Source organism: Pelotomaculum schinkii (assembly GCF_004369205.1).
Taxonomy (GTDB): domain Bacteria; phylum Bacillota; class Desulfotomaculia; order Desulfotomaculales; family Pelotomaculaceae; genus Pelotomaculum_C; species Pelotomaculum_C schinkii.
Window position 1 is genome coordinate 1 of the sequence record NZ_QFGA01000003.1, and the last position, 15,330, is coordinate 15,330.

The 15,330-nt window shown below is 46.8% G+C and carries 14 protein-coding genes and 1 pseudogene; 6 read left to right on the forward strand and 9 right to left on the reverse strand.

Going from position 1 to position 15,330, the window contains the following annotated elements; all coding sequences use genetic code 11:
- Nucleotides 1–141 precede the first annotated feature (141 nt).
- The 7 genes from Psch_RS16080 to thrC form a co-directional block, all read right to left on the reverse strand.
- Nucleotides 142–2,061, reverse strand: coding sequence for an ABC-F family ATP-binding cassette domain-containing protein (locus tag Psch_RS16080; protein ID WP_190258887.1), 1,920 nt, complete (start codon nucleotides 2,059–2,061; stop codon nucleotides 142–144).
- Nucleotides 2,062–2,201: 140 nt separating this feature from the next.
- Nucleotides 2,202–2,351: a hypothetical protein gene (locus Psch_RS16085; RefSeq protein WP_190258888.1), complete on the reverse strand. Its 150-nt coding sequence runs from the start codon at nucleotides 2,349–2,351 to the stop codon at nucleotides 2,202–2,204.
- 84 nt (nucleotides 2,352–2,435) lie between these two features.
- On the reverse strand, nucleotides 2,436–3,350 hold the full coding sequence (locus tag Psch_RS16090) for a C40 family peptidase (RefSeq protein ID WP_190258889.1): 915 nt from the start codon (nucleotides 3,348–3,350) through the stop codon (nucleotides 2,436–2,438).
- A gap of 208 nt (nucleotides 3,351–3,558) precedes the next feature.
- Nucleotides 3,559–3,702 (reverse strand): hypothetical protein, encoded by a 144-nt coding sequence (locus tag Psch_RS16095; protein WP_190258890.1) that lies wholly within the window; start codon nucleotides 3,700–3,702, stop codon nucleotides 3,559–3,561.
- Between the two features lie 69 nt (nucleotides 3,703–3,771).
- On the reverse strand, nucleotides 3,772–4,083 hold the full coding sequence (locus Psch_RS16100) for a hypothetical protein (RefSeq protein ID WP_190258891.1): 312 nt from the start codon (nucleotides 4,081–4,083) through the stop codon (nucleotides 3,772–3,774).
- Nucleotides 4,084–4,178: 95 nt separating this feature from the next.
- Nucleotides 4,179–4,391 (reverse strand): hypothetical protein, encoded by a 213-nt coding sequence (locus Psch_RS16105; RefSeq protein ID WP_190258892.1) that lies wholly within the window; start codon nucleotides 4,389–4,391, stop codon nucleotides 4,179–4,181.
- Nucleotides 4,392–4,432: 41 nt separating this feature from the next.
- Complete coding sequence (gene thrC / locus Psch_RS16110) at nucleotides 4,433–5,932, reverse strand: threonine synthase (protein ID WP_190258893.1); 1,500 nt, start codon at nucleotides 5,930–5,932, stop codon at nucleotides 4,433–4,435.
- Nucleotides 5,933–6,087: 155 nt separating this feature from the next.
- Between thrC and Psch_RS16115 the strand changes: the two genes are divergently transcribed.
- The 6 genes and pseudogenes from Psch_RS16115 to Psch_RS16140 all read left to right on the forward strand — a co-directional run.
- On the forward strand, nucleotides 6,088–7,134 hold the full coding sequence (locus Psch_RS16115) for a restriction endonuclease (RefSeq protein WP_190258894.1): 1,047 nt from the start codon (nucleotides 6,088–6,090) through the stop codon (nucleotides 7,132–7,134).
- Nucleotides 7,135–7,312: 178 nt separating this feature from the next.
- On the forward strand, nucleotides 7,313–7,543 hold the full coding sequence (locus Psch_RS16120; protein ID WP_134219954.1) for a helix-turn-helix domain-containing protein: 231 nt from the start codon (nucleotides 7,313–7,315) through the stop codon (nucleotides 7,541–7,543).
- A gap of 398 nt (nucleotides 7,544–7,941) precedes the next feature.
- A complete protein-coding gene (locus Psch_RS16125) occupies nucleotides 7,942–8,526 on the forward strand; it encodes a PadR family transcriptional regulator (RefSeq protein WP_190258895.1) in 585 nt (194 codons plus the stop codon).
- Nucleotides 8,527–8,572: 46 nt separating this feature from the next.
- Nucleotides 8,573–9,409 (forward strand): AAA family ATPase, encoded by an 837-nt coding sequence (locus Psch_RS16130; RefSeq protein WP_190258896.1) that lies wholly within the window; start codon nucleotides 8,573–8,575, stop codon nucleotides 9,407–9,409.
- A gap of 49 nt (nucleotides 9,410–9,458) precedes the next feature.
- Entirely contained in the window at nucleotides 9,459–10,649 is a 1,191-nt protein-coding gene (locus tag Psch_RS16135; RefSeq protein WP_190258897.1) for a vWA domain-containing protein, read from the forward strand.
- A gap of 19 nt (nucleotides 10,650–10,668) precedes the next feature.
- Nucleotides 10,669–11,435: pseudogene (locus tag Psch_RS16140) on the forward strand (ArsB/NhaD family transporter); the annotation flags it as partial.
- Nucleotides 11,436–11,526: 91 nt separating this feature from the next.
- Here Psch_RS16140 and Psch_RS16145 read toward each other — a convergent pair.
- Together Psch_RS16145 and Psch_RS16150 are read right to left on the reverse strand one after the other, a co-directional pair.
- Nucleotides 11,527–12,417: a LysR family transcriptional regulator gene (locus Psch_RS16145; RefSeq protein ID WP_190258898.1), complete on the reverse strand. Its 891-nt coding sequence runs from the start codon at nucleotides 12,415–12,417 to the stop codon at nucleotides 11,527–11,529.
- Between the two features lie 840 nt (nucleotides 12,418–13,257).
- Complete coding sequence (locus tag Psch_RS16150; protein WP_190258899.1) at nucleotides 13,258–15,126, reverse strand: aldehyde ferredoxin oxidoreductase family protein; 1,869 nt, start codon at nucleotides 15,124–15,126, stop codon at nucleotides 13,258–13,260.
- Nucleotides 15,127–15,330: the final 204 nt, after the last annotated feature.

The following is a 15,330-nucleotide window of genomic DNA, read 5'->3' on the forward strand; positions in this document are numbered from 1 at the left end:
TTCCAACTCCCCCTGCTTCCAACTCCCCCTGCTTCCAACTCCCCCTGCTTCCAACTCCCCCTGCTTCCAACTCCCCCTGCTTCCAACTCCCCCTGCTTCCAACTCCCCCTGCTTCCAACTCCCCCTGTTCCCGCTGATGTCTTAACCTTCCACCAGGCTGAGCCATTTTTCCATATGGTCGTTAAGCTGCCTGCGGGCTTCTTCGATCTCTTCCTGTCTCTTCCGGCAGGCCTGGTAGTCCTGATAGACTTCAGGCAGGAACAGTTCCGCCTCAAGGCGCGAAATGTTCTCTTCGAGGTCGGCGATTGCCTGCTCAAGGTCCTCAACCCGGCGGCGGCGCATGCGTTTTTGCCGCTCTTCTTCCTTCTTCTGGAGATATTGTTTTTTTTCAGCGCTTTCTTCTCTGGCCGGTTCAGCCGAGGTACACCTGTTTTCGTTTTCTAGCTGTTCCCGCTCTGATTTTTTAAAGAGATAATAATCGTAGTTCCCAAGGTAGCTGGACAGGCCGTCAGTTGTGAGTTCCAGCACCCTGGTTGCCGTTTTGTTGATAAAGTACCGGTCGTGTGACACAAACAGGATAGCGCCGGGGTAGCCGTCAAGAGCCTCCTCCAGTACTTCCTTGGCAGGCAGATCGAGGTGGTTGGTCGGCTCGTCCAGAAGCAATAAGTTGGCCTTCTGCAGCATTAAGGCTGCCAGGGTGAGCCGGGATTTTTCACCGCCGCTTAAGTCTCTCACGTACTTTTTGACCTCGTCGCCGCGGAACAGAAATCTTCCAAGCACCGTGCGGATATCCACCTCGTCCAGGCTGGGATACCGGTCCCAGAGCTCGTGGAGGACCTGCTTGTCCCCGCTCAACCCTTGCTGCTCCTGGTCGTAATAGCCGATCTGAACATGGCTGCCCAGTGTTACCTGCCCTTCCAGAGAAGGGAGCAGGCCGGCAATGGTTTTGAGCAGGGTGGATTTGCCGATCCCGTTGGGGCCGACCAGGGCTACCCGCTCGCCCCTGTTGATTTGAAAATCCAGGCCATGGGCCAGGGTGAGATCCGTATAACCGACGCCGAGGTTTTGAACCTTCAGCACCTCCATGCCGCTGGGCCGCACAACGTTAAAGGATAGGGCTACCCGGCGCTCCTGGCCCGGGCGTTCCAGACGCTCCATCTTTTCCAGCGACTTGAGGCGGCTCTGAGCCCTTTTGGTGGTATCCTTGGCGGCCATATTGCGCCGGATGAACTCCTCCTGGCGGGCAATTTCACTCTGCTGCCGGGTATAGTTTTTTAGCTGCTGCTCAAGCAAAACGGCTTTTTGTTGAATAAACGCGCTGTAGTTGCCGGTATAGCGGGTTAGCCCGGCAGGGGTTAGTTCATATATAACTTTAGCCAGGGCATCGAGGAAGTAGCGGTCGTGAGATACCACCAGCACCGCTCCCCTGTAGGACTGCAGGTACTGCTCCAACCAGGCCAGGTTGTCCATGTCCAGGTAATTAGTGGGCTCGTCCAATATTAATAAATCTGGTTCCCCCAGCAGGCAGCGGGCAAGGGCCAGCCGGGTCTTTTGCCCGCCGCTCAGCGTGTTGACCGGAGTAGCCAGGTCCATATCGGAAAATTTGAGCCCGCTTAAGACCGAGCGGATGCTGGCCTCATAGGTGAAACCTCCCCGGCTCTTATAAAGCGCCGAGAGGTTGTCGTAGTTCTCCAGTAGTTGCCGGTTGACGCTTTCATCAACCGGTGAGGCGTCCTCCATCTGTTTTTCCATATCCCTGATTTGTTTTTCCATGTCAATAAGGGGTGTGAAAACAGTCAGCATCTCGTTCCAAATGCTTTTTTCCGAATCCAGACCGCCACCTTGGGCCAGGTAGGACAACGACAAATCCCTGACTCTGGTCACTTCCCCCGTGTCCGGCGCCAGGTGGCCGGTTAATATCTTTAAAAGGGTTGATTTGCCTGCTCCGTTGACTCCGACAATACCGGCCTTCTCGCCTTCCTGTACGGTAAGGCTGAGACCGGAAAAGACCTTATGAGCGCCGAAAGATTTTGCTATTTGTACCGCCTGCAACAGGACCAATGTTGCTCTCCCCTTTCAACTATCAAGTTTACAACAGCCGGCCGGGTTGGACAAGCCCATAGGCTGCTCCGGTGGGGGAGGTGCAAGATTAAAAATCAGCGCCGGTAAACCGGCGCCTTGGGGGACTTGGTAAGGTGCTTCTAACTTGGATCCACTTCGTCATAGGACAGAGTGGTCACCCGGGTGTAATTGCCTGTTTGGATTTCTTCTTTACTGGCGCTCTTTTCAAGGGCTTCCTTGTTGCCGGGGGCAAGGGACGGTCTAATTCGTTTTCTTTTCAGCTTTTTCATGCCTAACGCCTCCAGAATAATCGCCGGGGTCAGTCCGGCTGCTTTTTTGGCTCAAAACCAGTGCGGAGAATGCCTTACAAACCGCTATGGCGAGTAACGGCGAGCTCCCCAGTATTCATCCCCATAAGGACCACTGTCCATAGCTTCTACCCGTACCGTCGAAGTGCTGTTGGGCGAGTGAATCATCATGCCGTCGCCGATGTACATACCCACGTGGTGAATTTGTCCCACGCCGCCCTTGGCAGCGAAGAAGAGCAGAGCACCCGGCAGCAGGTCCTGCCTGGCAACGGCTGTCCCTGCAAGCGCTTGCTCGTCGGCGTCCCGCGGTATGGTTATGCCCTGTGACTGGTACAGCCGCATGGTAAAGCCGGAACAATCAAACCCGTAAGAGGCGGTACCGGCCCAAAGATAGGGGAGCCCTAAGAATTTCCTGGCCTCACTGACGATACCGGAGCGGGAAAAGGTCAAAGCAGATTCCGCTTTGACGTCTTCTCCGGCCAGGTACCCGTTCCCGCCGTTGGGAAGGCGGACCTCTACGAACCCGCTATTCTCTCGCAACAGGGGCAGCCTGGTCTGGTAAGGCGCTTCACCGGCAGCCTGGGTAAGCGCCTCGTCCAGGTAAATCGGAGCTGTTTTTTTAACCACAACAATTCTGGGAAGATTCTTCAGAGCATCAAGGTAGGCAGGGCTGTTGACAATATGCGCAGCCGGCGCCCAGCCGGGGTAACCTTGTCCGTTAAGCCTGGTTTTTTGTTCAACTGCTGCAACTTTAAGCCATGCGCCATGGCGTTCCAGGATGACTACCGGCTCGCCATAAAGCGCCATTGTATCTGCCTTACCGACGAGCCAGAGGCGCAGCGCCGGGTCCATACCGGCAGACCAGCCGGCCGGGTCGTTGTTCTCCCGTAAAATCAGTTCGTCATAGTCCCGCAACTTGCCTGGTGCGGACCAGAGTACTGTGGCAGGCGCGTTAACCGCTCCCCAGTTGGTATCCGGCATGGCAGACCCTCCTTTTTCAACGGAAAGCTCCCTGTTTTCAGCGGGAGGCTGGTTGAAGTGGCCCCGAAACTGACAGCCTGATAGGAATACTATTGCCGTTAGAGCAACTACGAGAGCAAGGTTTCCGGTTGCTTTTATCATATCGGTTATAAGTTCTTTCTTAAGTAGATTATATTCGTAGGATATCCATCCATATGCGCGGCATACCTTACCTTTTTCTCAGCTTGAAAAAAAGGTAAGCCAGGAGCATGGCTGTCAGCGTACTGACCAACAGCCCCGTATTTTCATTCAGGTTGAACTTAAAAGCCCACAGCCAGTAAACTCCCACCGAGCCTAAAACAGTTAAAATCATGTACGGGAACCCTCTACTCAACTGGTACCACTACCTTTTAATTAGAGTGCTGTTAGTATTGACAATAATCTAATTGTTGTCATCATACATTTCACTGATGGTGCAGGGAACTGAACCAGATACCAGCCTGCCGTCGCCAAGTACCACGTAAATCAACCTTCCCGCGGGGTTGTCAATAACCAGCTTCGGATCAATCCACACTTGTTTGCACTTCGCCAGGTCGCAACCGGTGTAGCCGGGGCAGTGGCCGCAGCAGATATAACCACAAGTCTTGTTGTTATTAAAGTGATCCGCGCATTTGGGGATCGCCGTCCCTTCCTCCAGGTAGAGATTGAGGCAGTAGTTTGCCCTTTCCGGCAGTGTCATCCCGGTAAAATCCATAATTCAACCCTTCCTTCATTAAATATACCCAGAATAAAAGCTCCAGAAAAACCGGACAAAAACGATGCCTTTACTTCACGTATGCTGGAAATATTCTAAGTCAACCAGGTAATTTCCTTGTTTACATGATAGTTCCAAGTTTCTGGCGTGGTGCGCTTTTCCATCCCTTTTATCGTGTTATTGAGGCTTGCCATGGGCTTGAGAGTCTGGTTCATCCCTTTATCGCTGGGCGCCGCGGTTGCCGGCCAGTTGGTAGGCGGTGTCTCATACTCCAGCAGCAGGGAAGAGGGCTGAAATTTAATAAACAAAAACCCGGGCATGTCCCGGGTTTTTCAGATCGGTAAACAGGTCAAACACTGAGTATCTTTCGTACAAATGCCTTCATCTGTCCTTTGGCTGCAGCTTCCTTAAAAAGCACCGGTTTTTGATCCAGGCCCCTCAGACCGCCGGGGATAGCCACCCCGCTAGTTTCCCCGAGTGCTTGCAGCAGCTCAAATTCATCTTTCCCCTTTACAGCTTCCTCACCCAGAATTGCCCTGGCTACACTTTCATTGAACTTGAACGGGCTGGCAGTTGAAGCTACGACTGTCCTGGCAACGTCGCCGGTCGCAGCTGCGTATTTCTGGTAGACTGACAGGCCTACCGCCGTGTGAGTGTCAACGAGATAACCGTAACGCTGGTAAACCGAGCGGATGGTTTCCAGAGTCTCCTGGTCGTTCGAGTAGGCGGACCAGAACATACGGTCGATCCCGGCGCGGGTATCTTTGTCGATGTTGTAAACTCCCTTTTGGTTTAAGTCGGACATCCAGCCGCGGACCCTGGCCGGGTCACGGTTGCAAAGATGATAGAGCAGGCGTTCCAGGTTGCTGGAAATCAGTATGTCCATCGAGGGCGAAAGGGTCTTTTTGAAGTCTCTGTCCCGGTTGTAAATGCCGGTGTGAATGAAGTCGGTGAGGACATTGTTGGCATTGGAGGCGCAGACCAGTCTATTGACCGGCAAACCCATTTGACTTGCGTAATAGGCTGCCAGAATGTTGCCGAAGTTGCCGGTCGGCACCACAAAATTTATTTTCTCATCCTGTTTAATGCAGCCCCTGGCCAACAGATCCAGGTAGGCAGAAAAATAATAGACGATTTGGGGGACCAGCCGGCCCCAGTTGATGGAATTAGCCGAGGAGAGCGAGTAGTTTTGCCGGCTCAGTTCCAGGTTGAACTGTTTGTCCCCGAAGATGCTTTTAACTCCGGTCTGGGCGTCGTCGAAATTTCCCTGTACGGCGACCACGGCCACGTTGGAGCCTTCCTGGGTCACCATCTGGAGTTTTTGCATCCGGCTGACGCCCTCTTGCGGGTAGAACACAATGATTTTTGTGCCCGGCACGTCCCTGAAACCTTCCAGGGCGGCCTTCCCGGTATCGCCGGAAGTGGCGACCAGGATGACGATGGTTGACTTCTCCCCGGTTTTGGCTGCAGCCCTGGTCATCAAGTGGGGCAGGATCTGCAGGGCCATGTCTTTAAATGCGCTGGTTGGTCCGTGCCACAGTTCCAGGACATGAAGAGAACTGTCAAGTTGGCGCAGCGGGGCAATTTCCGGTACGTCGAACCTGGCATGCCCATAGCCTTTAGAAACGCACTCTCTGATCTCTTCCTCCGTGAAATCGCTCAAGTAATCTTTTAATATAATGCCAGCTTTATCTTGATAGGTTGAGCCGGTCATTTCAGCCAGCTTACTAGCGGAAATTTTTTTGATTTCACTGGGGACGAATAAGCCCCCGTCCGGAGCTATGCCGAGCTTAATCGCTTCCGCGGACGAAACCTTTCTGAACTCCCCCCTGGTACTTTCGTACAACATGGTAGTCCTCCTGTGCAAATGAAATAATACTAATATTAAACAACATAAAATCCCGTACGTAAAGTAAAACAAAAGATACATGCCTAATTAAAGGGCGGCATGAAATATTTTCCTTTATTATGGGCAAAATCAATAGTAGACAGGAGGTTTTGCATATGAATTTCAAGGTCCGTGAGTTAATCAAACTGCGTGGCGCCAAATTGTTCCTTGGGCTCAGAAAAAGGCGTGAAGGCTTGCATAAAAGCAATCCGGCAAAGTTTTACCTGAAACCAAAGGAAGATACCAGGAGCGCTTTAGGCAGAAGGTTGGATATGCTTGTGGGGTTGCTGGTCAGCGGGCTGGTCGCTTTCTTCCTGCTGGTCAACATTACCGGGCAGCCTGCCAATGCTGCCGTCTTCTCCCTGCTGCTGCTGGTTTTAGAAGCTTTGCTGCTGAAAAAGGCGCTGCATTTAAAGGAACGCAGGCGCCGGCTCCAGAAGCAGCTCTACCTGGCAGGTGAAAAATTTTCTGAAGACATTGTTAATATGGAACCGAAAAGTCAGTTTCCTTTATACGTATGTGATATCCTGACCAGACTGCCTGGATTTCAGTTAAGGGCCAAAGCGAAAAAAGAGGATCCTGCCGGGGATAACCAGGGTTTTGACCTGGAAGGAACTTATAAAGGGGTCCCGTTGGGGGTTTGGTGCCTGCACCAGGTGGGAGGAGAAGTTACCCCGGCTGATGTAAGGGCGTTTGCCGGGGCGCTGCATCTGGCCGGTTACAACAATGGTCTCCTGGTGACAACCGGTGATTTTGCCCCAGGTGTCAGGCGTGTCGTAGGTGAAGCAGCCCGCAAGGGGATTAAGATCAAAGCAGTAACAAGGTACGGTTTGGCCGAATTGGCCCGGCAAGCCGGGTGCAGCGTCTTTCAAAGTACGGAAGCTGGGCCGGAGGTTGTCCCACGCACTGTCCCAAAGAAGCCGTCAATGGTGCTGGCTGCCCTCCAGGATTCAGTCTTCAGTTCCAGGAAAAAGGCTAAGGGTTATTTCATATATGGTTTACTCCTTCTAGCCGGCTATTTCCTTTTAAAAGGTACGAGCGCTCTCAGCCTGGTCTACCTCTTTTTTGCCGTACTCAACCTCCTTCTGGGAGCAGGAAGTCTCTACTATGGCAGAAGCGTGGAGGAACTGGACCCTTTGGAAGGTTTTAACCCGGAGAAATAGTCCGGCATACCCTTCTCAGCTACTCTAACCCGCCATGTAAGGCTATGGGCGGGTTATTTGTTTTGCTTCTCAGCGGGTGTAGTTTATTGATATATCATTAAATGGAAGGCTTGCAGGTGGAAAAACAAGTACTTTAATTGCTTTTTTCTGCATAAGATAATGGGCGGGAGGGCTTGAAATGCCGCTGCATAACAAAATCAGGTACTGGAGGCTGCAAACAGGCATCTGGGACCTGAAAGAATTTGCCGAGATCATTGGTTTTTCTGCCTGGTTGGTGGAAAGGTGGGAAGAGCAGAAGATCCAGCCTACTCTGGAGGCCCTCTGCCGGGTCAGGGAGAGGCTGCTCACCTACCAACCTGGCATTACTCTTGACGACCTGATTGATTATATGGAGCCCCCTGAAAATTAATTTCCTTCATATTCCCGGTGTCTTGCCGGGAATTTTTTTTATCCCGGAACTTGTTCATGATATTATCCCAATAATGAATTTAAAATAGTTTTGCGCAGGTAAATATTTTGAATAATCTGTTAGTTATTAGAATAAACTCCGGGCTTTAAGCCTGAAAAAATGTAAATATTGCTTACCGTCCTTTGATAAAGTAAAAAGCAAGAACTATTCTTGTTTTATAGGGTAATTAAAGTTTTGATGATAAATTTAGACTCAAGTTGAGGATATTAATTAGTACAACTTATTAATATAATCGTAAACATATATTTCACTTTATTTACTTGTGAATGGTAAGATAAAATTAAAATAATGGTCTGGATTTTTAATGCATTCTATAATTTGACGAAATGGTGTTTGAAATGGTGCAAATATTATCAAATTTAGAAGTGATACTGCTCTACATAGTAAATGAAAAACCTTCCTATGCCTATGAAATTAATAAGGCAATCGACTCCCGGAATATAAGGATGTGGGTTAGGGTCGGATTAGCCTCTATCTACCAGGTATTAAGGAGGTTAGAGAAAAAAAAGCTGGTCTATTCGCAAGAAGAAAAAGAAGGTAAAATGCCGGACAGAATAAGATACTATATTACAGAATCCGGTAAGTCGGCGCTAAAAGAGGCTTCAAAAAGGCTTCTGTCTGGTATAGAGTGGTATTACCTGGATCTGAACGTTGGTTTGGAAGCGTCTGATGCTCTAACACCTAGGGAGAAAGCCGAATCTTTAATAAATAGGCTAAACAAAGTAAAATCAAACATAAAAAGAATGAAAGAAATCGTTGCATATGACAGCGACGTGCGATTTAAGAAAAAAGCCCTTATCAAAAATTTAATTTATATGCGTGAATCAGAGGAGGCTTACTTGCAAGAAGTTTTAAGAGATATGTCAATAGGTATATATGATAATGTAAGAGACTTGAAAAGTGGCTTTCTTAATGGGATGTGACCCAACTTAGTGTTTATTTAATTTTATTATAGAGGAGAATGTTATCATGACTGAAAAATTTTTTCAATTTCATGGCACAGATGACTATATAGCTTCGGAAGAATTGAAAAACAGTGTTAATATCGCTATTGCCCTGGGACGGCCACTTTTGGTCAAAGGTGAGCCCGGCACAGGCAAGACCTTGCTGGCAAAAAGTGCTGCTGAGAGCCTTGGTTTGAAGTTCATCGTTTGGAATATCAAGTCGACGACCAAGGCTCAGGAGGGGCTGTATATGTATGATACGGTGCAGCGTCTTTACGACAGCCAGTTCGGTGACCGGGACGTGTCCGATATCAAGCAATATATCAGGCTCGGCAAGCTTGGAGAGGCTTTTACCTCTGATAAGCAGGTAGTGCTATTAATTGACGAAATAGACAAGGCTGACCTTGAATTTCCCAACGACCTCCTATGGGAACTGGACATTATGAATTTCTATATCCCGGAAACCGGGGAAACCATCAATGCAAAAAACAGGCCTATTGTGATCATCACCAGCAACGCTGAAAAGGAACTGCCGGATGCTTTCCTGCGACGCTGCATCTTCCACTATATCGACTTTCCGGATAAGAACATGATGGCAAGAATTATTAGAGTGCATCATCCCGACCTGGAGGACCGTCTAATTCGGGAAGCGACGGAGGCGTTTTACAAATTACGTAACGTCAGCGGTCTTCTCAAAAAGCCAAGCACCAGTGAACTGTTAGACTGGGTACAAGCTCTGGCGTTGGGAGGGATCAAACCGGAGAGGCTAGGACTGGAGTTGCCCTTCCTCGGGGTGTTGCTTAAAAAGAACGAGGATTTCGATAAGGTAATGCGTCAACAGCACGATTGGGGCCGTAGGTAAGGGGTCTTTTTTTCTACAGTACAGTTAAAGTTTAGGAAGGTGCTGGCTTTTGTTTATCAATTTTTTCGACCAGCTAAAAAATGAAGGAGTCCCCGTTTCTTTAAATGAATGGTTGACCTTGATGGAAGCGCTGGCCAAGGGCCTTTCTTTCTCCAGTCTGACCGGTTTTTACTACCTGGCGCGGGCGGTGCTAATAAAGAACGAGGCGCATTACGATCGCTATGACCTGGCTTTTGCCAAGTATTTTCAAGGGTTAGAAACCAAAGAGGATGTTATCGAACAAGCTTTGGAATTGCTTGAATCCCTGCCAGACGAGCAACCGGCTCCCGGGAATCGCTCTCCAATAGCACGCTTGGACGTGGGAGCGCTGCGACGGGAGTTGGAGATTAGTTTAAAAAAAGAAGATAATGAACAACCGGGTCCGAAATGGGCAGCCACACTCGGCATGTCACCAGTAGGCCATGCCGGTTTTTACCCTGGAGGTACAAGAACGGAGGGCACATCATTAAACTATTCAGCCGCAAGGGTGGCTGTGAGACGTAAATACCGGGATTTCCGGGAAGATAGTATCACCGGTGTACGCAATTTTGAGGTAGCGCTGCGCAGGTTGCGGCAGTTAAGTACCAAGACTGAGGGACCAAAGGACGAACTTGACCTGAACGGCACCATAGATGCCACCTGCAGAAATGCCGGGTGGTTAAAACTGGTATGGGAACGCCCGCGTCGCAATAAGATTAAGGTAATTCTCATGATGGACTCGGGAGGCTCGATGGATAGACATATGCGGATTTGCACCCGTCTTTTTAAAGCAGCCCATAGCGCTACTCACTTCAAGGATATAAAGTTTTATTACTTTCATAACTGCGTCTATGAAAACGTATACACCGCACCTGCAATAGACGATAAGGACGCTGTACAAACGGAAAAAATATTACGTACTCTGAACTCTGATTACCGTTTGATTATTGTCGGTGACGCCTGTATGGCGCCGGTAGAGTTCACTGATCCTGGCGGCGCCACCTTTGCCTACGTTGAGGGTATTAAAAATGAACCGGGACAAACCTGGTTGAAGCGCCTGTTCAGACGCTTTCCACGCTCGGTCTGGATAAACCCATACCCAGCCTCTTCATGGGAAACAATACACGGCGCGGAGACAATTTCTCTCATCAGGAAAATCTTTCCTATGTTTGAACTTACCCCTAAAGGGCTGGAGCTGGCGATAAAAAAAATTAAAAGGTAAAAAGCGAAGGGATAACGAGTTGTCATCAACTAACCAAATTATCCTGGCCTGCGCTATTTTCCTTGCAACTTACGTGCTTTTAATCGCAGATAAAATCCACCGTACCATTGTGGGTGCGGTGGTTATACTTTTGGTCGGGATCATCACCCAGAATCGGGCGGTTGAGGCCATTGACTTCAACACTATAGGACTTTTGATTGGTATGATGGTAATCGTAGGGGTTACCCGGCAAACAGGAGTCTTTGAGTACCTTGCCATCCTGGCGGCCAAGTGGGCCAAGGGCGAACCAGTGAAGATAATGCTTTACTTGGCTACTGTCATAGCGTGGTATCAGCATTTTTGGATAACGCCACCACCGTGCTGCTGATTGTTCCGGTTACATTCGCCATCGCCAGGTAGCTGAAAATTAGCCCGATACATCCTGATTGCAGAGGTTGTCGCCTCAAATATCGGCGGTACTGCCACCTGATCGGTGACCTCCAAACATTATGATCGGCAGCGCTGCGGGCCTGGGTTTCATGGGTTTTGTCATTGCCCTGACCCCCGTGATTATCGTGGGGCACATTGCCAACATGATCTGGCTTAAAGTACTTACAGAAAGCAGTTGGTGAGTGACCCGGATTTACAGAAGAATATCATGAACATGAACGAGAAGGAAGAAATAAGGATCGGGTCAAGCTGAAAAAATGTCTTTGGATTATTGGTTTAACCGTCCTGGGCTTTATTCTTCACCAGTACCTGCACCTGGAATCGGCCACCATTGCTCTCTCAGGCGCGGCCTTCCTTTTTTTTAGAGTTTATGGGCGGCGTTGGATTTGCAACGAGTTTGAAATAAGTTTAGGTTTTGTGACGGGAAATTGAATAATTGGGATAATTTCTAGCAATTATGTGAATCAATCCATTGTAAGGTAAACTTTATAAATACTTTAAGCGCTGGAGGTAAATTAGCATTATTTAGTGTCGTTAAATAAAGATTTTGTTTGATTATTGGCGTTAGTGATATGGTTCTTATACCGCGCTCCCAATCCATGGCTGCAACATCAGATGATAGTACTGCAATTCCAAGTTCCTCACGGACAAAACCTAAGATTGTTTTTACGGAAGAGCAGGTAATTAGTATATTTGGTTCAAAGCCTGCAGACCGGCAGGCGTTACAAAAATCAATATGGTGTCCGGACGAGGGAGGAGGCAGAATAATATTTTCATATTTTAAATTTTTTAAGGCTACTGATTTACAGCCAGCAAAAGGATGGTGTTCGCTAGTTACAACAACCATTTGGTCGGTTACTATGGGATATAATTTGAGCCGGGAATCCGTCACGGCATGATGAACAAAAGCTGCATCAATTTTGGAGGAACGTAACATACCATATAGTTCGTCATCCTGATCTTCCAGAAGACTCAGTGTTACTCTGGGAAAATTTTTTTTAAAAGACGCCATCAGGTTCGGGATGCGGTAATGGCCAATTATGGGGATGATTCCAAGTAAAAGATGCCCTTTTTCAAAAGAAGCATATTCACTTATACAACGCTGGGCTTCATTTATTGTCGACATTATTTGCCTGGCGTGAGTGATAAACTCTTTTCCTGCCGGGGTAAGTTGCACAGAACGGGTTGTTCTCGCGAATAAACTAACGCCTAATTCGTTCTCTAACTTACTAATCTGCTGGGAAAGCGAGGACTGAGATGTCTTAATCTCTTCTGCAGCACGTGTAAAGCCATTGTATTTTGCTACAGCCAATACATATTCCAACTGATGTAATTCCATAATAGCCCCCCCCATAAACCTTGATTAAAAAATTGGGATATGGCAAAAATTCCATAATATGTAGGATTGGCTACTGATAATCACGTAGTTTTTCATATGGCTTTGACCTTTTATACTAGTAGCTTATTATAAATTTATAAGTGCATCATTAATTCCCCCTTATAAATAATGAAAGTGTTTCCCAATTTTATCCTGTAACATATATAGATAATAACAAATATGGCTTAATTCTTTAAAAACATTTTCTTAAGAAAAGCAGTGTAATATTTTTTGGGATTAATTTAGTGAATTTTTGAACATAACTACTTAACAATATGATACCTGGTTTTTAATTTAAGGGCAAGAAATCATTGTGCTAATACTATGATTTTTATTATTGATCAAAGACTTTAATCATATATCGCAGTTGCATAAATGCCTACTTTATTTAATAGTACTGTAAACAATACCATTTCAATTTATAATACTTCATACGATAGTACTTTCGATTCATTATATTTAACTTGATTTTACCATGTGAAAATTACCAAGTTAAATATGGGTTTGTGATTATATTTATAATTTTAACTAATTAATTTACTCCAGCTATAAGTACTTTTTTCTATAGTATGCATTAAAACTAGTAAAACTCATAATGCAAATAGGGCAGCATTATTTTAGTAGTCGTAAACTTGGAAATAATTTTAAATAATACATAAAAGAAAAAGCGTTAGAGTTATAAGTTCTAACGCTTTATGCTTTGACTGCGTGAATCTTGGAGTTAATAATTGTTTTGCCCTTGAACCTTCATGCCAAAGCCCTGCTAAAATATTCAAGTCAATTTAAAAAAATATTAACCAGTCATAGATATAAATCCTCTTCTGCATAGTCCCACTTGCGTGCTTTGAAATAACGATGTACTACTTCATTAATTATATCACGTGGCAATTGGGCTTTGGTTCCCGATTGAATAGTTAGCGATTCTTCATAAAAGCGGTCCGGGAAAGCAAAATCTTCTAATTTTTCACCAGCCAGTACATTGAATTGATGTTGCAGGTCCCAGATAATGGCGGCAATTTTCATAACATCTTGTTCTGTGTAAGGGTGACCGGTTACCGCTGTTAGCGCCCTTGCATAAAAGTCTGTTCCAAGTGCTCTGTGGACGGGCGGCCTAATACAAAGGCCCGTAGAATTAATAATAGTAATCAAGTCTTCGGAGTATCTGGCCATCTTAGGGATATCAACTTTAAAAGGCGGTTCACCAAATATTTCTTTCTTTAAAAAATTTGGCATGTCCAATTTATTAATCGTATCTTCTGAAACAGCAGTTTCTTCCTCAAAATAATTACGTTCCTTCCCATACAAATTATCAACGGGTGACCTGGTCCGCAGACTATCTCCGCCTCTTGTATTGGTAAGGTACCCCAACGTCCATACATCCCACTTTGCCCGGGGATCTCGAACAGGAATTTCCACTCCCTTGATATGCATGGCAAATTGTTTGCTGCCTGGAATATTTTCAGAAGCTCTCTTAATACCTTCAGCGAGCAAATCACCAATGCCTTTTCTTTGCCCGATATTCTCCAAAAGCTTTAAAATACCTAAAAAATCGCCCCATACACTTGGTACTTCCATGCTTAAATTACCCAGCAAGCCATTTTGGTTTGCTTCAATAGCAAAGGCTATTACTCCTGAGGCAGAAACCACGTCCATACCATATAAATTGCATACCTCTGCGCATTTTAATATTTCGGCAATTTCTTTAATCCCCAGCTTGGCGCCAAATTCTAAAACGAAGCTTACCTCCAAACCTTTATTACCATAACCTTTGTATATTCCGTTTTTTACCTTTGTCCAATGGGCGCAGGCAACCGGGCAAGAAAAGCATGCCAAATCCTTTTCTTTATACTTTCTCTCAAAAACTCCCCGGCCTCTGGTGTCTACCCAGTCTTCAAAGTACCCGCGAGTAAAATTGTATCCTGGAAGGGCGCCAATTTTATTGTAAGGGTCAGCAACCACCATGCTGCCGTAGCGATGTGTGTAACCAAAGGACTCATGGTTAATGACCTTTTTAAATGCTTCAGTCATAATTCTGGCAAAGGAGCGTCTATCCGCTACCTTGACTTTGCCATTTCCACGGACTGCAATCGCCTTTAAATTTTTACTGCCCATTACTGCGCCCATGCCGGTCCTGCCCCAAGCGCCGTGGTAATTATTTTGTACTGAGGCAAAACGGACAAGCTTTTCTCCAGCCGGGCCAATGCTGGCAACTTGATAGTCCTTCCCTCTTTCTCGTCTAATCCAGTCCATGGTTGCGCAGGTATTTAAACCCCAAAGGTGAGTCGCGTCTTCGATTTTTATTTGGTCATTATCTATGGTTATATAAACGGGAGTAGGACTCTTTCCTGTCAACACAATATGGCTGTAGCCTGCAAATTTCAATGCTGCTCCCCAAAGCCCGCCGCTATTACTGGTGCCAAAACGGTTGCTGAGAGGGGATTTGGCAGTGAGTTCAGTACGGGCGGCAGTAGGCAACAGGGTTCCTACAAAAGTACCCGCTCCAAAGATTAAGTTATTGTCCGGTCCCAATGGGTCTGCACCTGGTGGTGTAAGCTCAACAAGCAGTTTGGTGTTTACCCCAAGCCCTCCTAAGAAATCGCGCTGGAGTTCAGTCGTATCTTCAATAGATACTTTCTTGTCGGTTAAATCTATTTTTATTAACTTAATCATCCCAGCTACCTCTTTTCATTTAATAAAGCTTTGCTGGTACAGTAGCTAGCGCACAGGCCACAGTTATTACAGTTATTGTCCAATTCAATTCTAAAATGAGCGTCATTTTCATCATTTTGAACTTTTATTAGGGAATGAGATGGATAAAAACAACCATCGTTGGCCAAGGAGCATATCATCTGGCAAATAAGGCAACCTGTGCAG

What these genes read in the sequence shown, in the direction of transcription:
- Psch_RS16085 (WP_190258888.1), bottom strand. Translation starts at nt 2,351, where the DNA reads ATGAAAAAGCTGAAAAGAAAACGAATTAGACCGTCCCTTGCCCCCGGC.
- Psch_RS16090 (WP_190258889.1), bottom strand. Translation starts at nt 3,350, where the DNA reads ATGCCGGATACCAACTGGGGAGCGGTTAACGCGCCTGCCACAGTACTC.
- Psch_RS16095 (WP_190258890.1), bottom strand. Translation starts at nt 3,702, where the DNA reads ATGATTTTAACTGTTTTAGGCTCGGTGGGAGTTTACTGGCTGTGGGCT.
- Psch_RS16100 (WP_190258891.1), bottom strand. Translation starts at nt 4,083, where the DNA reads ATGGATTTTACCGGGATGACACTGCCGGAAAGGGCAAACTACTGCCTC.
- thrC (WP_190258893.1), bottom strand. Translation starts at nt 5,932, where the DNA reads ATGTTGTACGAAAGTACCAGGGGGGAGTTCAGAAAGGTTTCGTCCGCG.
- Psch_RS16115 (WP_190258894.1), top strand. Translation starts at nt 6,088, where the DNA reads ATGAATTTCAAGGTCCGTGAGTTAATCAAACTGCGTGGCGCCAAATTG.
- Psch_RS16120 (WP_134219954.1), top strand. Translation starts at nt 7,313, where the DNA reads ATGCCGCTGCATAACAAAATCAGGTACTGGAGGCTGCAAACAGGCATC.
- Psch_RS16125 (WP_190258895.1), top strand. Translation starts at nt 7,942, where the DNA reads ATGGTGCAAATATTATCAAATTTAGAAGTGATACTGCTCTACATAGTA.
- Psch_RS16130 (WP_190258896.1), top strand. Translation starts at nt 8,573, where the DNA reads ATGACTGAAAAATTTTTTCAATTTCATGGCACAGATGACTATATAGCT.
- Psch_RS16145 (WP_190258898.1), bottom strand. Translation starts at nt 12,417, where the DNA reads ATGGAATTACATCAGTTGGAATATGTATTGGCTGTAGCAAAATACAAT.
- Psch_RS16150 (WP_190258899.1), bottom strand. Translation starts at nt 15,126, where the DNA reads ATGATTAAGTTAATAAAAATAGATTTAACCGACAAGAAAGTATCTATT.